The sequence below is a fragment of the Leptothoe sp. PORK10 BA2 genome, assembly GCF_034932105.1.
Lineage (GTDB): Bacteria > Cyanobacteriota > Cyanobacteriia > Phormidesmidales > Phormidesmidaceae > Leptothoe.
The window spans coordinates 1-15,738 of sequence record NZ_JAYGIG010000038.1 but is presented as its reverse complement, the minus strand read 5'-3'; the positions used below and the strand labels follow the sequence as shown (position 1 = coordinate 15,738).

Below are 15,738 nucleotides of genomic sequence, written 5' to 3'. Positions count from 1 at the left end.
GGTCAGTCCCCCGTCCCCCCGTCCCCCTCCGCATCTAATCCCCTTTCCCAGGTACCCCTATGAACACCGCAGAACTCCTCGTCCGTTGCCTCGAAAATGAAGGGGTGGAGTACATCTTTGGCGTGCCTGGGGAAGAGAATCTCCAGGTGCTCCAAGCCCTAAAACAGTCCTCCATCCAGTTTGTCACCACTCGCCATGAACAGGGAGCCGCCTTTATGGCCGACGTTTACGGACGACTGACGGGGAAGGCGGGGGTGTGTCTCTCTACCCTGGGGCCGGGGGCCACAAACCTGATTACTGGAGTGGCCGATGCCAACCTAGACCGGGCACCGCTGGTGGCCATTACGGGACAGGTGGGGACTGACCGGATGCACATTGAGTCCCACCAATATTTAGATCTAGTGGCGATGTTTGCCCCGGTCACCCAGTGGAATACTCAGATTGTGCGCCCTAGTAATACGGCGGAAATTGTTCGTAAGGCGTTTAAGATAGCGCAAACAGGCGATCCAGGGGCAGTACATATTGATTTGCCTGAAAATATTGCAGATATGGAGGTAACGGGCAAACCACTGACCTGTGATGGGAATGAGAAAACCTTTGCCGCTTTTAACACGATTCAAAAGGCGGCCGAGGCCATTTCTCAAGCAAAAAAACCGTTGATTTTGGTGGGAAATGGGGCTATTCGGGCACGAGCTAGTGAAGCCATTATGAAACTGGTAGAGGAGCTGCAAATTCCGGTCACGAATACATTTATGGGGAAAGGGGTGGTTCCCTATCAGCATCCACTGTCCCTATGGACTGTAGGACTACAGCAGCGAGACTTTATCTCCTGTGCCATTGATCAAAGCGATCTGGTGATTGCAGTGGGGTACGACTTGGTGGAATATCCGCCGAAGAAGTGGAACCCGGAGGGGCATATTCCCATTATTCATGTGGGGCTGCTGCCAGCAGAAATCGACAGTAGCTATATGCCCGTGGTGGAGGTGATTGGAGATATTTCAGATTCTCTCGAAGAGATTTTGAAACGGGTAGAACGTAAGCCCCAATCTAGCTATCCATTTCAAGCGGTGCGGGATGAGATGCGGGCGGACTATGCACAATATCGGGATGATATGGCGTTTCCCATTAAGCCCCAGAAGCTACTGTACGATCTGCGCCAGGTGATGGGACCGGAGGACATTGTGCTGTCAGATGTGGGGGCACACAAGATGTGGATTGCCCGGAATTATCACTGTGAGCGTCCGAATACCTGTCTGATTTCCAATGGATTTGCTTCCATGGGGATTGCCATACCGGGTGCGATCGCAGCCAAGCTGGTCAACCCCCAACGCAAGGTGGTCGCCGTCACCGGCGACGGCGGCTTTATGATGAACTGCCAAGAGCTAGAAACCGCCCTACGTTTGGGTACCCCCTTTGTCACCATCATCTTTAACGATGGCGGCTATGGACTGATCGAATGGAAACAGCAAAATTACTACGGTGAGTCGGCATTTATTAAATTCAGTAACCCAGACTTTGTGGCCCTAGCCAAGAGTTTTGGATTAGAGGGCTACCGAGTGACCTCCACGGAAGACTTTATTCCCACCTTGAAAACTGCCCTGGAGGCTGATGTGCCGGCGATCATCGACTGCCCCATCGACTACGGTGAAAATCTGCTATTCACTGAAAAGTCACGAGACTTAGCCTGTGCTATTTGAAGATAGAGAACAAACCATAGCTCCGTAGATCACCGACTGGGCCTGTTCGAGAGAGATAGTCTCGGAGGTAGCGTTCCGGAAAGCCATTGGTGGTCGGCAGCCTAATGTTCGAAAGAAGCCTCCAGGGCTCCCTTGCCCTGGCCCCCAGCGATGGCCAAGATGGATTTCTTCCCGCCGAAGCAATCTCACCCAGTCCCGAAGGGCTAACTTAGTCGTACTTAGCGCTTATGATACTGGGCATGGGCAAATTACGGGGGATAGTGTGATCGGTCTTTCCCGATCAGTTTTAGCAGCAGGGGCGGAGAATGTTATGGTTTCCCCATGGCAGGTGCCCGACGATGCCACTGCCCAGCTGATGATCGAGTTTTATCGACAGCCACAGCATTTAGACAATGCCCAGGCCCTGCGTCAGGTCCTGCTGACCACCCGCCAACAGCACCAGAATCCATTGCATGGGCCGTTTTTACCCTGATTGGGGCCCATGGAATAGGGACCTTGACACAGCTTAAGGTTCACATTGCACGACTTAACGTTAAGTTTGCTGCTAAAACGTAGCTAGAATCAGCCATTTCTATTAGGTTCATTTGGGGGATTTATCAGGAACATCTCAGCTTGTCTAGATAGAGTCATTACAGATAGAAAAGTTTTGATCTGTGCTGTGCGTACGCTATTCCAATGAAATTTGATCCAAGTTGTATTCAGTTTCGCCTTACCGCTGGCATGGTGCTGGCATCTATCCTTGGCTTTGGTGGCATGACCGCCTGGAGTAATTTTAGAATGCAACATATTCTGATCAAGGGCCATAAGGACAATGCCGTGGAAATCGCCGAGCGGTTTGGACAGGATGTGGCCTGGATGGATAAGACAATGCCATCGACGAAAGCCCTAGAGAAAGTAATCAACTATCGTTCCACGGCGGATACCGTCATTTGGATTCGTTCCCCTGACGGAACCCTGATTGCCCAGTCCGACACCCTTGAAATGGGCTCATGGAAACAAGATGGGTTGGCGGAAGAGTTACTGGAACTGTCCCCCGGTCATAAACTTGAAAGCATTCAGATCCAAGACCGGACGTTGATCGTCTGTATTTCTCCCCTGGATGTCAATGGCAATCTGTTGGGGGATCTCTTTGTTATTGACGACATCACCCAAAACCAGGCCAGTTTCGCCGCTGTTACCCGCGACCTCACCATCGGTAGTATTTTTGTCATTGGCCTATCGGCCCTGGTGATCGCCATTTATGTGCGTCAGTCCATCAAGCCGGTATGTAAGATGAACGAGCTGGCAGCCAATGTCACCCCTGAGAACCTGGCGGATACCCATTTAGAATTTGACCGGGCTCCGACGGAAGTGAGGGATTTGGCCAAGGCCTTTAATATGATGCTGGGTCGTCTATCTGGAGCTTGGGAACAACAGCGGCGCTTTGTCAGCGATGTATCCCATGAGCTGCGTACTCCCCTCACCCTGGTTCATGGTTATTTGCAAAGCACCCTCCGCCGCTGCAATACCTTGACTGAACCCCAGCGGGAGGGATTAGAAATTGCCGCGTCCGAGGCGGATCGCACCATTCGTCTACTGCAGGACTTGCTGGATCTGGCGCGGGCCGATGGAGGGCACATGCGGTTTCACATCGAGCGGGTGCCCCTGAAAGAAATTATTTTAGAAATTATTGAAATGAGCAGCTATTCCAGCGATCGGGTCAAAGCCGATATCCAGATGCCTGGGTTTGAGGCGCGGGCCGATTGTAATCGGTTGAAGCAGGTGTTAATTAACTTGATTGATAATGCGGTTAAGTATTCTGATGCCGATACGGTGGTGACGGTACGCTTAAAACAAGAGGGGGAATGGGCGGTGATTCAGATTTGCGATCGCGGCCGTGGCATCCCCACCACCGACCTCACCCAAATCTTCGAACCGTTCTACCGAGTGGACGAAGATCGATGCCGCACCACGGGGGGCACCGGCCTCGGACTATCCATTGTCAAAACTTTAGTAGAGGGCATGCGAGGCAAAATTAAGGTACAGTCCAAGCCAGGGGAAGGTAGTATATTCACCGTCAGTCTGCCGACCTAGTCAGCACCCACCAACCATCATGTCAGATACCTCAGCCAAAATTTTAGTGATTGAAGACGAGATCCAGCTTGCCAAGTTTGTGCAAATGGAACTCTCCTACGAAGGCTATGACGTTGCTGTTGCCAACGATGGCCTGTCTGGGCTGATGGCAGCCAGGGACAATGTGCCAGACCTAATCCTGTTGGATTGGATGATGCCCGGTCTAGCCGGTGTAGAAGTCTGCCGTCGCCTGCGCAGCACTGGCTCACAGATGCCCATCATCTTCCTCACCGCCAAGGACGATGTGGCCGACCGCGTCGCTGGTCTTGATGCCGGTGCCGATGACTATGTGGTCAAACCCTTTAGTATCGAAGAACTCCTCGCCCGCGTTCGCGCCCACCTCCGCCGCAACGATCCCCAAGAGGTCGAAGCCCTACAGTTTGAAACCCTCACCCTCAACCGCAAAACCCGCGAAGTCTTTCGCGGCAACCGGGGCATTGAACTCACCGCCAAAGAATTCGACCTACTGGACTATCTCATCGCCCATCCCCGCCAGGTCCTCACCCGCGACCAGATCCTAGAAAAAGTCTGGGGCTATGACTTCATGGGTGATTCCAACATTATCGAAGTCTACATTCGCTACCTGCGGCTAAAGCTAGAAGCCGAAGACGAAAAACGGCTGATCCAAACTGTACGCGGTGTGGGCTATGTCCTGAGGGAGTGATGCATTCGCCTCAGGTGTTCCATTAAATCCCCTCTTGGCAGGGGTGCCGGTCAGGCGGGGTAGGTCTCAGTCGCTAGCGCCAACGGTCAACCCACCCCGTTGCCCCCCCAAGAGGCAGGTATCGGTCTACGTTCGCACAGAGTTAAATTACCAAGCCTACGTGAACCCCATCACCACCGAACAAGAGCTGATCCGCATTGTCTGGGCCTTGGGCCTAGCCGCCGTCGCCATCGGCCTCTCCCTATGGCAACAGCTTGGCCTAGCGGGCACCCTTGCCATCGCCACCCTACGTACCGTCGTTCAGCTTTTTGCCGTCGGCATCTTTCTCTCCATTGTCTTCACTCTGCAAAACCCCGGTCTGATTCTACTAGTGCTACTAGTGATGATTACCATTGCCGCCCTCACCGCCCGCAACCGCATTGGCAAAGACATTCCTCGGCTCGCCTTATGGCTATGGGGTTCAATTTTCATCAGTACCGCCCTCACCATGGCCTACACCATGACTATGGTGATACGCCCTGCACCGTGGTACGACCCCCGCTATCTCATCCCCCTCACCGGCATGGTCCTCGGTAATACCCTCACCGCCGCATCCTTAACTGGTGAGCGTCTGGTCCATGCCCTGCGGCATAATCGCACCGAGATAGAAACCCACCTCAGCTTGGGAGCCACCCCCAAGCAAGCCATCGCCAGCTATCATCGAGAGGCCATCAAAGCCGGTCTCATCCCCACCGTCAACTCCATGATGGTGGTCGGCCTGGTCACCCTCCCCGGCATGATCACCGGCCAAATTCTTGGCGGAGCCGATCCCTTAGTTGCGGCCCTTTACCAAATGCTGATCATGTTTATGTTGGCCTTTGCCACCCTAACCACCTCGATTTTAGTTGCCCTTAGCATCAAGCAACAGTTTTTCAATCAGGCCATGCAGTTAGTTGAGCCCAAAAAGCGAAAGTAACAACGTTCACAATGTTGACGCACATCAAGATTCGCCCCTGATCCCGACAAAAACTCGTGATAAAAGTCTGCTTTGAGGGCTGGCATAAGACACAGCCCCCAGAAACTCATTCTATTTGAATCGTTTTTCAGTATCCTCTCTTCTCATTAAAAGAGAATATCCAAAAAAGAGAATATCAAAACAACCATTAAACCCCAACGAACATACCCTCACCCAAATTCTCAACCATCACATTCTTCACCGTTGCTAAAATCTCTTCACCAACAGCAATATTTACCCCATTTCCACTCTGCCCCAGGGATAGATCCGCAAAGCTCAACCCACCAGCCAGGCCGATAAAGTCAATTCCCACCTCAAAGTCCATAATCATATCCATCCCTTCCCCAACGGCCAGAATAAAGATATCAGAACCACTACCGCCGGAAAAATCATCTCCAGTCAGAGTGTCGTTACCCAGGCCACCCCGGAGAAGATCGTCTCCAGCATCACCCCAGAGCCCATCATTCCCCTCACCACCAAAGAGAATATCATTGCCGCCCTTACCACCTATGCGATCATTGCCACCATAGCCCCAGATCACATCATCTCCACCGATGATGCCACCAGAAGCCTGCTGATTCAGGTCTCCGCGCAACACATCATCACCGGCATTACCCATAATCTGATCATCCCCCAGACCACCGGCCACTAGGACAGTGTCTAAACCAGCCTCAAGGGTATCATTATCAGAGGTGCCCATTATGGTTTCAGCACCTTTAAATTCATCCACTGAAGTGATCGGAGCATCGTCAGCTTCAGACGGTGGAAATTCTATCACCGGAACCACTTCTGGCTGGGGAGGCTCTAACACTGGAGCCTGTTCTAGCTGGGGAGAGTCTGGTATTGAGGGGCTAGGATTAGGGGGAGTTTCTGTTATGGGTGTTGGCTCAACAGACGGAGGCAACTCTGGAAACGGGGCTGGCTCTGAAGGGACTGGAGTTTCGTCTGGAGAGGAATCTGGCTCAGGAGTTGGCAGGCTAGGAGAATCCTGAACAGGGGGTTGCAGGACTGGCTGTGGAATCGTTACTGGAGTGGGACTCGGCGCTGGGTCAGGAGTCTCTACTGGAGTCGCCACTGGGATTGGTGCTGGAGCTGGGTCAGGAATCTCTACTGGAGTCGCCACTGGGATTGGTGCTGGAGCTGGCACAACAACAGGAGGATCAGCTATGGGTGTTGGGGCTGGCACGGGCGGAGCTCCTGGTGCTGGCACACCTAATACGATAGTCCAATAGTCGTAAAAGTTGTTGACGCCAGTGTCATTGTTTAGCAGCACATGGCCAACGCCGAGGTGGGTGACATTGGGATCCAGAATATTGTTTAGGTGCCCTGAGCTTTGTTTCCAGTCTTGGAATACTTCCTGGGGGGTATATTGTCCGGCACCAACGTTTTCAACAGCTTTCTGGTACCTATAGCCGGAGGCTTGTACTCTACTGGCTAGGGTAGACCCGTCGGAACCGAGGTGGGGGTCTGGGACGTGATACCAGTCGTTTAAGGCCATGTCGTTACTATGGCGCTGCGCGGCACTGTCTAACTGGTGATCCAGGCTTACTGGAGCTAAGCCATACAATGCGCGCTCATTGTTTACAAGGATGAGAAACTGTTGATCGATTTGCTCAGGTGTATCCATTGTTCTAAGTATTTCGGATCGGTGTGTGCCGTACTGTTCTTTTTTATCCGTTGACACACGATCGAACCCATGGTGCTAACACCCAACTTAAAGGGATCTTTTTGAAGGAAACATAATTTACAGGTGGATGCACTGAGCGTGATTTGACGGTTTCCGCAATGGAATACTAAGTGATAAATAATACTTTAGAGAGTCAGTTTGATGCGTATATTTACTAGTATTTAGATAGGAGTAATGGAGAGCATGTCACCTGTGTACCTTTCTTCAACTATTGAGATAGGCGGCATTGAACGCGTTACAGGCGTGCATCACACCACCGTGATTAATTGGGTTAGACAAGTCGGAGAACACCTACCCGCTGCTGACGCTCCAGAGACCATTCCCCAAGTCGGAGAACTCGACGAACTGGAAACGTTTGTGCGCTCAAAAAAACAAAATCTGGCTCTGGACAGCCGTTGACCACGTTAAGCCAGAAATTTTAGCCTGGGTTTTAGGGGTTCACAGTGCTGAAACCTTCAAGCCTCTATGGGCCATCATGGCCACTTGGAAATGCTACTTCTACGTCACCGTACGCCTTTGGCGGAGCGAAGCTCTAGGCGGGTCAGTCTAGCCAGGATTTATTCCAGACGGCGGCCAGATTGTCGGCAAGACTTACATGACACGGGTAGACGGTGAAAACACCCGGTTGCGACACGACTTGGCGCGGCTGCATCGCAAGACACTTTGTTATGCCAAATCAGAGGAAATGCTGAGACACTCGATTCGCCTGCTACTGCACTACCTCAAATTCTGGGATGTTCCGATTCCTCATTGATTCATAGCATCATGCAGCAACGCCAGATAGGCTTGTCGTGCCCCCCTATTCCGGACAACTTCGCGCAGGCAACACCGGACTTAATTGCTGAAACTCAGCCAAGTATCGCTCTAACACCACAAACTGCGACAAGTTCAACCGATAATAAATCCAACGACCCTCCTGCCGCCCCTGGATCAGTCCCGCCTGTCGCAATATTTTCAGATGAAACGACAGCTTAGACGCACTAATCTCTAAATGATTCGCAATATCGCAGGCGCACAATTCGCGATCGCGCAATAGCTCAATCACCTGCATCCGATAAGGTTCAGCAAAAGCCTGAAATAGCGGCAAAATATCGATCGCAGCGGTGGTTTCCATAATTTTCGTGCAAGCTACTCAGATCATAACCTGCTGGCTGGTTAAGTTTTGGCTTGGCACCACCCACTCCTACACCTACTCCTCCCCAATAAAAAAGCTGGCTCTCAATGAGCCAGCTTAAACACTGCGCGGGAACGCGTATAGGAAGCAGCAGTAGCGAAAGTTAGCTACTGAAGGACAAGCTTCACATTAGCGTTCTGCAAACCAGGGCGCTTAACCTCTGCTAGGGTCCGATTAACAGCATACTTCTGGTTAATAGAGTTGATTAGCTCAGTTTGGTTATGCTTTTTGGCCACACCCCAAAGGTCAGCAATCAGATCAAAGGAGCCATCGGTATTACGAGACCAACCGAGATCATACTCACCTTCTAGAACAGCTACGATGTCGGCTCGTACACGCTGGCCATTGTAACCACGAACATCGGCCTCAGTCTTAACTGAGATACCCAGGTCCTTGAGGGAAGAAGTGAGAATTTCAGCTTCAGTGATCTTGGTGCGTAAGGTACTAAAGTGAGACATTGGGTGTTTCCTCCAGTGGAAAAATGAGAGAGACAAAATCAAAAACGCAAAGCCAATAGATTAACAAATCGATAGTGAAAACTTGGTGCTACTGATTCTCGGGACAACTTGATCTGCAAAATTTGGCCTAGGGCATATCCTGTAGATCGGTTCATCCTCTAAATCAGCAACAGCAACAATTTGCTAAGCCATTGTCTAAAAACTGCTAACCCTAAGGTTAGCCTTCTGCTAGGGGAAAGTCCCCTAACACAAGCCTGTTAAAACTCCATCCGCTGATATTCAGCGACGGATGAAGCAGCGGGACGAGCACGCTGTCGTGCCCAGTCGCGAAGCGCCGTTACCTGTTCGCTCATGGTTTTAGATAACGGTAATGTCGCCCGAATAGCCGCAATAATGTCGAGTTGGTTAAACTCACGGCCCTGGGCAAACGCTTCATACATAGCAGAGATTAAACCTTGCTCGATCTCTGCCCCCGAAAAACCTTCACATACCTTGGTGAGCTGGTCGAAGTCGAAGCGCTCTATGTCACGACGTCGCTTACCAAGGTGAATCTTGAATATCTCTTTACGCTCTTCCTCATTGGGTAGGTCGACAAAGAAAATCTCGTCAAATCGTCCCTTGCGCAAAAATTCGCTAGGCAACTTTTCCACCCGGTTGGCGGTGGCCATGACGAACACAGGAGACTTTTTCTCCTGCATCCAGGTGAGGAAACTACCAAAAATCCGGCTAGAGGTTCCGCCATCGGAATCTCCGGAACCCGCCCCACCAGCAAAGGCCTTGTCAATCTCGTCAATGAACAAAATCGCTGGGGAAATGGATTCTGCCGTACGGAGGGCACTGCGCAGGTTGGCCTCGGACCGACCCACCATGGAGCCATCATAGACCCGGCCAATGTCTAAACGTAAGAGGGGCAGACCCCACAGTCGGGCGGTGGTTTTGGCAATGAGTGATTTACCACAGCCAGGCACCCCTAAGATTAACATTCCCTTAGGTTGGGGCAGGCCATATTCCCGAGCCCGTTCGCTAAAGGCGTTGGAGCGCTGTCTGAGCCAATGTTTAAGTTCTTCTAGACCCCCTACAGAATCCAGGGTTTCGTCTTCTTCGATATATTCTAGAATGCCGTTGCGACGGATCAGCTGCTTTTTCTCGGAGAGGACAATGTCCACTTCGGATTCCGTCAGCTTACCGGACACCACCTTGGCCTTGCGAAATACTTTCTCGGCTTCGTCTTGGGTTAAACCCAGGGAGGCTTTTAAGAGCTTTTCCCGCACCTCGGTGGTGATGTTGGTGCTGTGGTCCTTGCTTAGCTCGGCGGTCAATACCTGATTGAGTTCCCCCATGGTGGGCATGGAGAAGTCCAGCACCACAACTTCTTTTTCTAGTTCCACCGGAATCTCTTGTACCGGGGACATGAGAATAATGGTTTTGTTGGTGCCTTTGAAACTTGCGATCGCATCCCGTAAACACCGCGTCACCGCTGGCGAATCCATAAACGGATGCAGATCTTTAAATACATAAATGCCCGCATCCTTTTGACGAATCACCCAGTCAATGGCCGCTTCAGGAGAAACCGTATTCCCATTTTGGGAGCCACGGGGTTGACCATACTCCACCACACCATGTGTCACTGTCCAAGTAAACATACGACGCGGTTGGTGCTGCTTAACGATCGTAGCAATGGTATTCTCAGCCCTCTCTTCCTCAAACGTCAGTAAGTAGATCAGAGGATACTGAGCTTTAATTAGGACCTTAAGTTCTTCTTTCATCATTTTGATCCTATCAACGCCGACCGATACAAATAGATCAACCACCCCCCTAGCCTATGGGCGTCAATAGACGCCATCACCGCTAGGCAAAAGATAACTCGTCCCTAACAGGGGACCAGCTCGCCTTCGTCAGCACGCACCGTACTGGGCACAACATCGGGCACTTCACTCAGGAATTCTGCATGCAAGGCAGCATGGTCTTTAACCGGCATCAGCTCACCGTCCCTAATCACAACGGGCGTTGTACAGGAAGGACATTCATAGACCAAATGGGTTGTTCCCTGAATTCCTTCCACAACATCAGAATAATTTAAGTAAAAACCAATTGCCCTCTCAGCTAGAGCAGACATCGGCTCTCCATCCACCGCAGAACGAATCTTAAGCTGGCGGTGCAGGTCATCGGGCATATAAAGAGTGACCTTCTGCTTGCCTTGCATATCAACCTTACATAAGTAGAAATAATTTATAGGGCATTTGACCATTCATGGGGCTTTGTCCATTCATGGGGCATTTGTCCATGGAGCTACCATACCTATCTTGACTGGTGCCGTCAAGCTGTCATAGCGTCATGACGGCAAAATATTTACCTTTCGTTACACTGTGAAGATACCCAAGCTCTGGGGTTTGACCTAGGGTGAACCAGTGTTACGGGTTAAATTTCGATGCTTGGGGGGCTTCCCCGACTAAAATACCGAGAATCCGCGACGTCCAATGGCAAGGGGGAGACTAGAATAAATAGCTGCTGATTTCAATGCATCCATGGCTAGCACACCCACCATCGCATCGTTTCCGTCCCTAGAGAACGCCCTCAAGCACTATTTTGGCTACGACGAGTTTCGCTATTACCAGCGAACCATCATTGAGCGGGCTCTTAAAAATCAAGATGTGTTGGTGATTATGCCTACGGGGGGCGGCAAGTCCCTGTGCTATCAGCTGCCGGCCCTGCTACGGCTGGGGGTAACCATTGTGGTTTCTCCCCTGATTGCCCTGATGCAGGACCAGGTGCGCAGCCTCAAGGACAACGGAATTGCCGCCACCTTTCTCAACAGCAGCCTCACCCTAGAGGAAACCCGCAGTCGGGAACAGGCCCTGCTCAAGGGTGACATCAAACTGCTCTACTTGGCTCCAGAGCGCCTGATGAGTCCCACCTTTTGGCCCCTCCTGGAAAAGCTGCAGCAGACCGTGGGCCTCAGTGCCTTCGCCATTGATGAGGCCCACTGTGTTTCCGAATGGGGCCATGACTTTCGGCCTGAATATCGTCAGTTGTTTCAGCTGAAGCAGCAAATGCCCCAGGTGCCGGTGATGGCCCTGACAGCCACCGCCACGGAACGGGTGCGGCAAGACATCAGCCAGCAGTTGCGGCTAAATGATCCCCAAGTGTTTGTCTCGGGGTTTAACCGGCAAAATTTGCACTACGAGGTCAAACCCAAAACAAAACAGACCTACGATGAATTACTCAAGCTGATCAAACAACAGCCCGGTGCTGGGATTATCTACTGCCTCAGCCGTAAACGGGTGAATGAAATTTCCTTTCGCTTGAAACAGGATGGCATTTCGGCTCTGCCCTACCATGCCGGTCTGAACGCCCAAGAACGACAGGAAAACCAAGAACAGTTTATTCGGGATGATGTGCGCATTATCGTAGCCACCATCGCCTTTGGCATGGGCATCAATAAGCCCGATGTGCGTTTTGTTATCCACTACGATTTGCCTCGCACCATCGAAAGCTATTACCAGGAGTCGGGCCGGGCCGGGCGGGATGGCGACCCGGCCAACTGTACGGTGTTCTTCGGCTACAGCGATGTGGCCACCGTCGAATATTTAATTAGCCAAAAACCCGATGAACAGGAACAGCGCATTGCTCGCCAACAGCTGCGCCATGTGATTAACTACGCAGAAAGCTCTGTCTGCCGTCGCAAAATTCAGCTGAGCTACTTTGGGGAGAGTTTTCCGGGAGACTGTAAAAACTGTGACAACTGTCTCAGTCCAGTCCCTTTAGAAGACTGGACTATTGAAGCCCAAAAATTTCTCTCCTGTGTAGCCCGCTGCCAAGAACGATTTGGGATGAACCACGTGATCGATGTGTTACGGGGAGCGAAGAAAAAGAGACTGTTGGAACTGGGCCACGATCAGCTATCCACCTATGGCATTGGCCAGGACCACAGCGTTGACGAATGGCGGCAGCTCTGTCGTTCACTCCTGCACCAAGAACTGTTGACGGAGACCACCGATGGCTATTCGGTGCTCAAGCTAAATGAGGGTAGCTGGCAGGTGCTGAAAAAACAAATTTCAGTGAATATCCATCTCTTTAAACGGACTGAACCGGCCAAAGTTAGCCAATCCAAGGAAGAAATACAACTCAGTGCCGATGAGACCCTGTTGCTCGGGCAGCTGCGCAGCCTACGGAAACGGTTGGCCGATGAGCAGTCGGTGCCCCCCTATGTGGTTTTTGCCGACGCTAGTCTGCGACAGATGGCCCAGCAGCGCCCCATTAGCAGCGATGCCTTTGCGGCTATTTCCGGGGTGGGTAAACGTAAGCTAGAGCAGTATGGCCAAGTCTTTACTCAGGAAATTCAACAATTCTGCCAGGCCCACAACCTCACCCCCAATGTCGCCGTCAGTGGTCGCAGTGACATTGGGGGTGAGCCGTCATCATCCTCATCGGCCGCCGCCCATGAGCTAACGGCCACGCAGCTGAGTACCCATGCCCTGCATCTCCAGGGCCTATCCCTATCGGAAATTGCCATTGAGCGGGGGCTGCGCCTAGGTACCATCATCGAACATATCGAACGGCTGATGGCCTCGGACCGAAAGGTGGAGCTAAATCGCCTGGTTTCCCCCGAGCGTCAGGTGCCGATCTTTGAGGCAATTGAAAAGGTGGGCTCCCATTCCTTGAGAGCCATTCGGGAGGAGCTGGGGGAAACCTTTGACTATAACGAGATTCGGTTGGTGCGGGCCGCCTGGGAAAATCGTAATTGAAGATAGGACAGATCGATGCGGGCCGCCTGGGAAAATCGTAATTGAAGATAGGACAGATCGATGCGGGCCGCCTGGGAAAATCGTAATTGAAGATAGGACAGATCGATGCGGGCCGCCTGGGAAAATCGTAACTAAGGATAGAAAAGATCGATGCGGGCCGCCTGGGAAAATCGTAATTGAGGATAGGACAGAAAATTCCCACAGGTCATGATCATGGGGCATGATGAATAGGCCCTCTGTATCTACCTATTTTGTCTGTCTATGTTTGATTGCTTTGCCACCGTGGCCCGTGGGTTGGAAGAACTGGCGGCCCAAGAACTCGAACAATTGGGGGCAGAGGGGGTAGAACCAGGGTTTTGCGGGGTGAAGTTTCGGTGCGATCGCAAACACCTCTACCACATCAACCTATGGACCCGCCTATGCTTTCGCATTTTGGTCACCGTGGCCCACGTCCCCTGTCGCAACAGCGATACCCTCTACCGCAGCATCCAGGGCATCGACTGGGAGCAGTACCTCACCCCAGAGAAAACCCTGGCGGTTAAAGCAACGGGAAAAAACGATCGGCTCAACCATAGTCACTTCACCGCCCTTCAGGTGAAAAACGCCATCGTCGATCAGCAACAGGATCGATTTGGTGAACGCTCCGATGTGGACACGGAAATCCCCGACGTGCAAATCAATATTCACATCAATGACAGTAACGCCACCGTCAGCCTCGATAGCTCCGGCAGTAGCCTGCACCGGCGGGGATACCGCCCCGCCATGGGCACCGCCCCCCTCAAGGAATCCCTGGCGGCGGCCCTAGTGCAACTGACCGAGTGGTCCGGCGAGGTGGCCCTGCTGGACCCCATGTGCGGTTCTGGCACCCTGCCCATTGAAGGGGTTTTAAAAACCCTCAATATTGCCCCCGGTTTATTTCGAGATGAAAGCAGTCAGGGATTTGGCTTTCAAACCTGGCCCAACTATGACGAGGCCCTGTGGCAATCGGTAGTAGAGGCTGCCAAAAAACAGCAGCGCAGTGAGCTGGCAGTGCCCGTGGTGGGTTGCGATCGCGATCTAGATATTCTCGCCCATGCCCGTAACAATGCCGACAACAGTGGTGTCAGTGACTACATCGAATTCAACTACACCGACTTTGCCGAGATCGAAGCCCCCAGCGACAGCGGTATCCTGATCTGCAACCCGCCCTATGGTGAACGTCTGGGCCAGTCCGAAAACCTTGCCCCGTTTTACAAACTGATGGGGGATATTCTCAAGCAGCGCTTCCAAGGCTGGACGGCCTATATCCTTAGCGGCAACAAAGCCCTGACCAAATGCATTGGCCTAAGAACCGCCAGAAAAATCCCAATTTACAACGGCTCCATCCCCTGCCAGTTTCTAAAATATGAAATGTACTAAATTGGCGTAACTATCCCAGGGAAACCGTTAGCTACACGAGGTTGTATGACCCAGGCCCATGGACAAGCCTAACGCGAAGCATCTCCTTCGGAATTAGCCAACACAACCAGCCAACCCCTGGGACTGGGCTGGAAAAGTCCAACCGGGTGAGGGTTAAAAAAAATCCTTAACCCATGGGGCTAAGGATTTAATCAGGGTGCATCTACCAACTCTATCTACCGCCCCCACCCCTTTAGTCAGGACACTTTTCAAATAGAAGTTAAATTCGTTTTAGCCCCCCAGTTTTTTGGGGAACTAATGAAAAAGCCTGGTGGTGGGCCATTACCACCAGGCTTATATGGAACTAATGAAAAAACGCGCTGAAGGGTCCCTCGTTCAGGCATGGCTGAAAAATTGTTGACCAGCCTCTTCCTAGGGAGCTGTAAAATCCCATGAAGGCTCACTCCGCAGTTTCAATAGGTAGCACCAAGAAATTTTGACACACTAAACCAAAGGTGCTGAAAAATTGTTGATCAGCCTCTTCCTAGGTAGCTGTAAAATCCCATGAAGGCTCACTCCGTAGTTTCACTAGGTAGTCCCAAGACATTCTTCTGGGCTAGGCAAAAGGTAAGTGTCACAGGGTTAACGAAGAAATAAGGATCTTGGAGTTAGGGAAGCGATTACAGTTGAGGGATGAGTAAACCGTTTGACCTATTCGGGCACCAGATCGCCCAATCAGACTGGGAAGCGACGCCAGAGAGCGTCAAAAAAGCAGTGCTGAGTATTTTGCAAAGCTTTGAAACGCGCCTGAGTGAATCAGAAACGCGCCT

The 15,738-nt window shown here is 51.7% G+C and carries 12 protein-coding genes and 1 pseudogene; 8 read left to right on the top strand and 5 right to left on the bottom strand.

Features of this window, described 5'->3' with window-relative positions; genetic code table 11:
- Window positions 1–59: 59 nt before the first annotated feature.
- The 5 genes from VB741_RS10755 (at window position 60) to VB741_RS10735 (ending at window position 5,428) form a co-directional block, all read left to right on the top strand.
- Complete coding sequence (locus VB741_RS10755) at window positions 60–1,697, top strand: acetolactate synthase large subunit (RefSeq protein ID WP_323365171.1); 1,638 nt, start codon at window positions 60–62, stop codon at window positions 1,695–1,697.
- A 28-nt stretch (window positions 1,698–1,725) separates the two neighbouring features.
- Entirely contained in the window at window positions 1,726–2,169 is a 444-nt protein-coding gene (locus VB741_RS10750) for a CHAT domain-containing protein (protein ID WP_323365185.1), read from the top strand.
- 203 nt (window positions 2,170–2,372) lie between these two features.
- On the top strand, window positions 2,373–3,770 hold the full coding sequence (locus VB741_RS10745; protein ID WP_323365170.1) for a sensor histidine kinase: 1,398 nt from the start codon (window positions 2,373–2,375) through the stop codon (window positions 3,768–3,770).
- A 19-nt stretch (window positions 3,771–3,789) separates the two neighbouring features.
- Window positions 3,790–4,473 carry a response regulator transcription factor gene (locus VB741_RS10740; RefSeq protein ID WP_323365169.1) on the top strand — a complete coding sequence of 228 codons (684 nt, stop codon included), beginning with the start codon at window positions 3,790–3,792 and terminating at the stop codon, window positions 4,471–4,473.
- 160 nt (window positions 4,474–4,633) lie between these two features.
- Window positions 4,634–5,428: an ABC transporter permease gene (locus VB741_RS10735; RefSeq protein ID WP_323365168.1), complete on the top strand. Its 795-nt coding sequence runs from the start codon at window positions 4,634–4,636 to the stop codon at window positions 5,426–5,428.
- Between the two features lie 187 nt (window positions 5,429–5,615).
- Here VB741_RS10735 and VB741_RS10730 read toward each other — a convergent pair whose 3' ends face one another.
- A complete protein-coding gene (locus tag VB741_RS10730) occupies window positions 5,616–7,094 on the bottom strand; it encodes a CAP domain-containing protein (RefSeq protein ID WP_323365167.1) in 1,479 nt (492 codons plus the stop codon).
- 285 nt (window positions 7,095–7,379) lie between these two features.
- Between VB741_RS10730 and VB741_RS10725 the strand changes: the two are divergent.
- Window positions 7,380–7,908, top strand: a pseudogene (locus VB741_RS10725) (IS1 family transposase); the annotation flags it as partial.
- A gap of 45 nt (window positions 7,909–7,953) precedes the next feature.
- Here the strand turns inward: VB741_RS10725 and VB741_RS10720 are convergent.
- From VB741_RS10720 to VB741_RS10705, 4 genes are all read right to left on the bottom strand, one after another.
- Window positions 7,954–8,268 carry an ArsR/SmtB family transcription factor gene (locus VB741_RS10720; protein WP_323365166.1) on the bottom strand — a complete coding sequence of 105 codons (315 nt, stop codon included), beginning with the start codon at window positions 8,266–8,268 and terminating at the stop codon, window positions 7,954–7,956.
- 167 nt (window positions 8,269–8,435) lie between these two features.
- Window positions 8,436–8,786: a DUF1257 domain-containing protein gene (locus tag VB741_RS10715; RefSeq protein ID WP_323365165.1), complete on the bottom strand. Its 351-nt coding sequence runs from the start codon at window positions 8,784–8,786 to the stop codon at window positions 8,436–8,438.
- Between the two features lie 257 nt (window positions 8,787–9,043).
- Window positions 9,044–10,552 (bottom strand): stress-responsive protein Ycf46, encoded by a 1,509-nt coding sequence (gene ycf46 / locus VB741_RS10710; protein WP_323365184.1) that lies wholly within the window; start codon window positions 10,550–10,552, stop codon window positions 9,044–9,046.
- Window positions 10,553–10,656: 104 nt separating this feature from the next.
- The gene (locus tag VB741_RS10705) at window positions 10,657–10,989 is read right to left on the bottom strand and encodes a hypothetical protein (protein WP_323365164.1); all 333 of its coding nucleotides are present in this window, start codon (window positions 10,987–10,989) and stop codon (window positions 10,657–10,659) included.
- Window positions 10,990–11,311: 322 nt separating this feature from the next.
- Between VB741_RS10705 and recQ the strand changes: the two genes are divergently transcribed.
- Together recQ and VB741_RS10695 are read left to right on the top strand one after the other, a co-directional pair.
- Window positions 11,312–13,531 carry a DNA helicase RecQ gene (gene recQ / locus VB741_RS10700; RefSeq protein WP_323365163.1) on the top strand — a complete coding sequence of 740 codons (2,220 nt, stop codon included), beginning with the start codon at window positions 11,312–11,314 and terminating at the stop codon, window positions 13,529–13,531.
- Between the two features lie 261 nt (window positions 13,532–13,792).
- Window positions 13,793–14,929: a THUMP domain-containing class I SAM-dependent RNA methyltransferase gene (locus VB741_RS10695; RefSeq protein ID WP_323365162.1), complete on the top strand. Its 1,137-nt coding sequence runs from the start codon at window positions 13,793–13,795 to the stop codon at window positions 14,927–14,929.
- Window positions 14,930–15,738 lie beyond the last annotated feature (809 nt).

Coding starts and splice junctions, on each gene's coding strand:
- VB741_RS10755 (WP_323365171.1), top strand. CDS start 60: ATGAACACCGCAGAACTCCTCGTCCGTTGCCTCGAAAATGAAGGGGTG.
- VB741_RS10745 (WP_323365170.1), top strand. CDS start 2,373: ATGAAATTTGATCCAAGTTGTATTCAGTTTCGCCTTACCGCTGGCATG.
- VB741_RS10740 (WP_323365169.1), top strand. CDS start 3,790: ATGTCAGATACCTCAGCCAAAATTTTAGTGATTGAAGACGAGATCCAG.
- VB741_RS10730 (WP_323365167.1), bottom strand. CDS start 7,094: ATGGATACACCTGAGCAAATCGATCAACAGTTTCTCATCCTTGTAAAC.
- VB741_RS10720 (WP_323365166.1), bottom strand. CDS start 8,268: ATGGAAACCACCGCTGCGATCGATATTTTGCCGCTATTTCAGGCTTTT.
- VB741_RS10715 (WP_323365165.1), bottom strand. CDS start 8,786: ATGTCTCACTTTAGTACCTTACGCACCAAGATCACTGAAGCTGAAATT.
- ycf46 (WP_323365184.1), bottom strand. CDS start 10,552: ATGAAAGAAGAACTTAAGGTCCTAATTAAAGCTCAGTATCCTCTGATC.
- VB741_RS10705 (WP_323365164.1), bottom strand. CDS start 10,989: ATGCAAGGCAAGCAGAAGGTCACTCTTTATATGCCCGATGACCTGCAC.
- recQ (WP_323365163.1), top strand. CDS start 11,312: ATGGCTAGCACACCCACCATCGCATCGTTTCCGTCCCTAGAGAACGCC.
- VB741_RS10695 (WP_323365162.1), top strand. CDS start 13,793: ATGTTTGATTGCTTTGCCACCGTGGCCCGTGGGTTGGAAGAACTGGCG.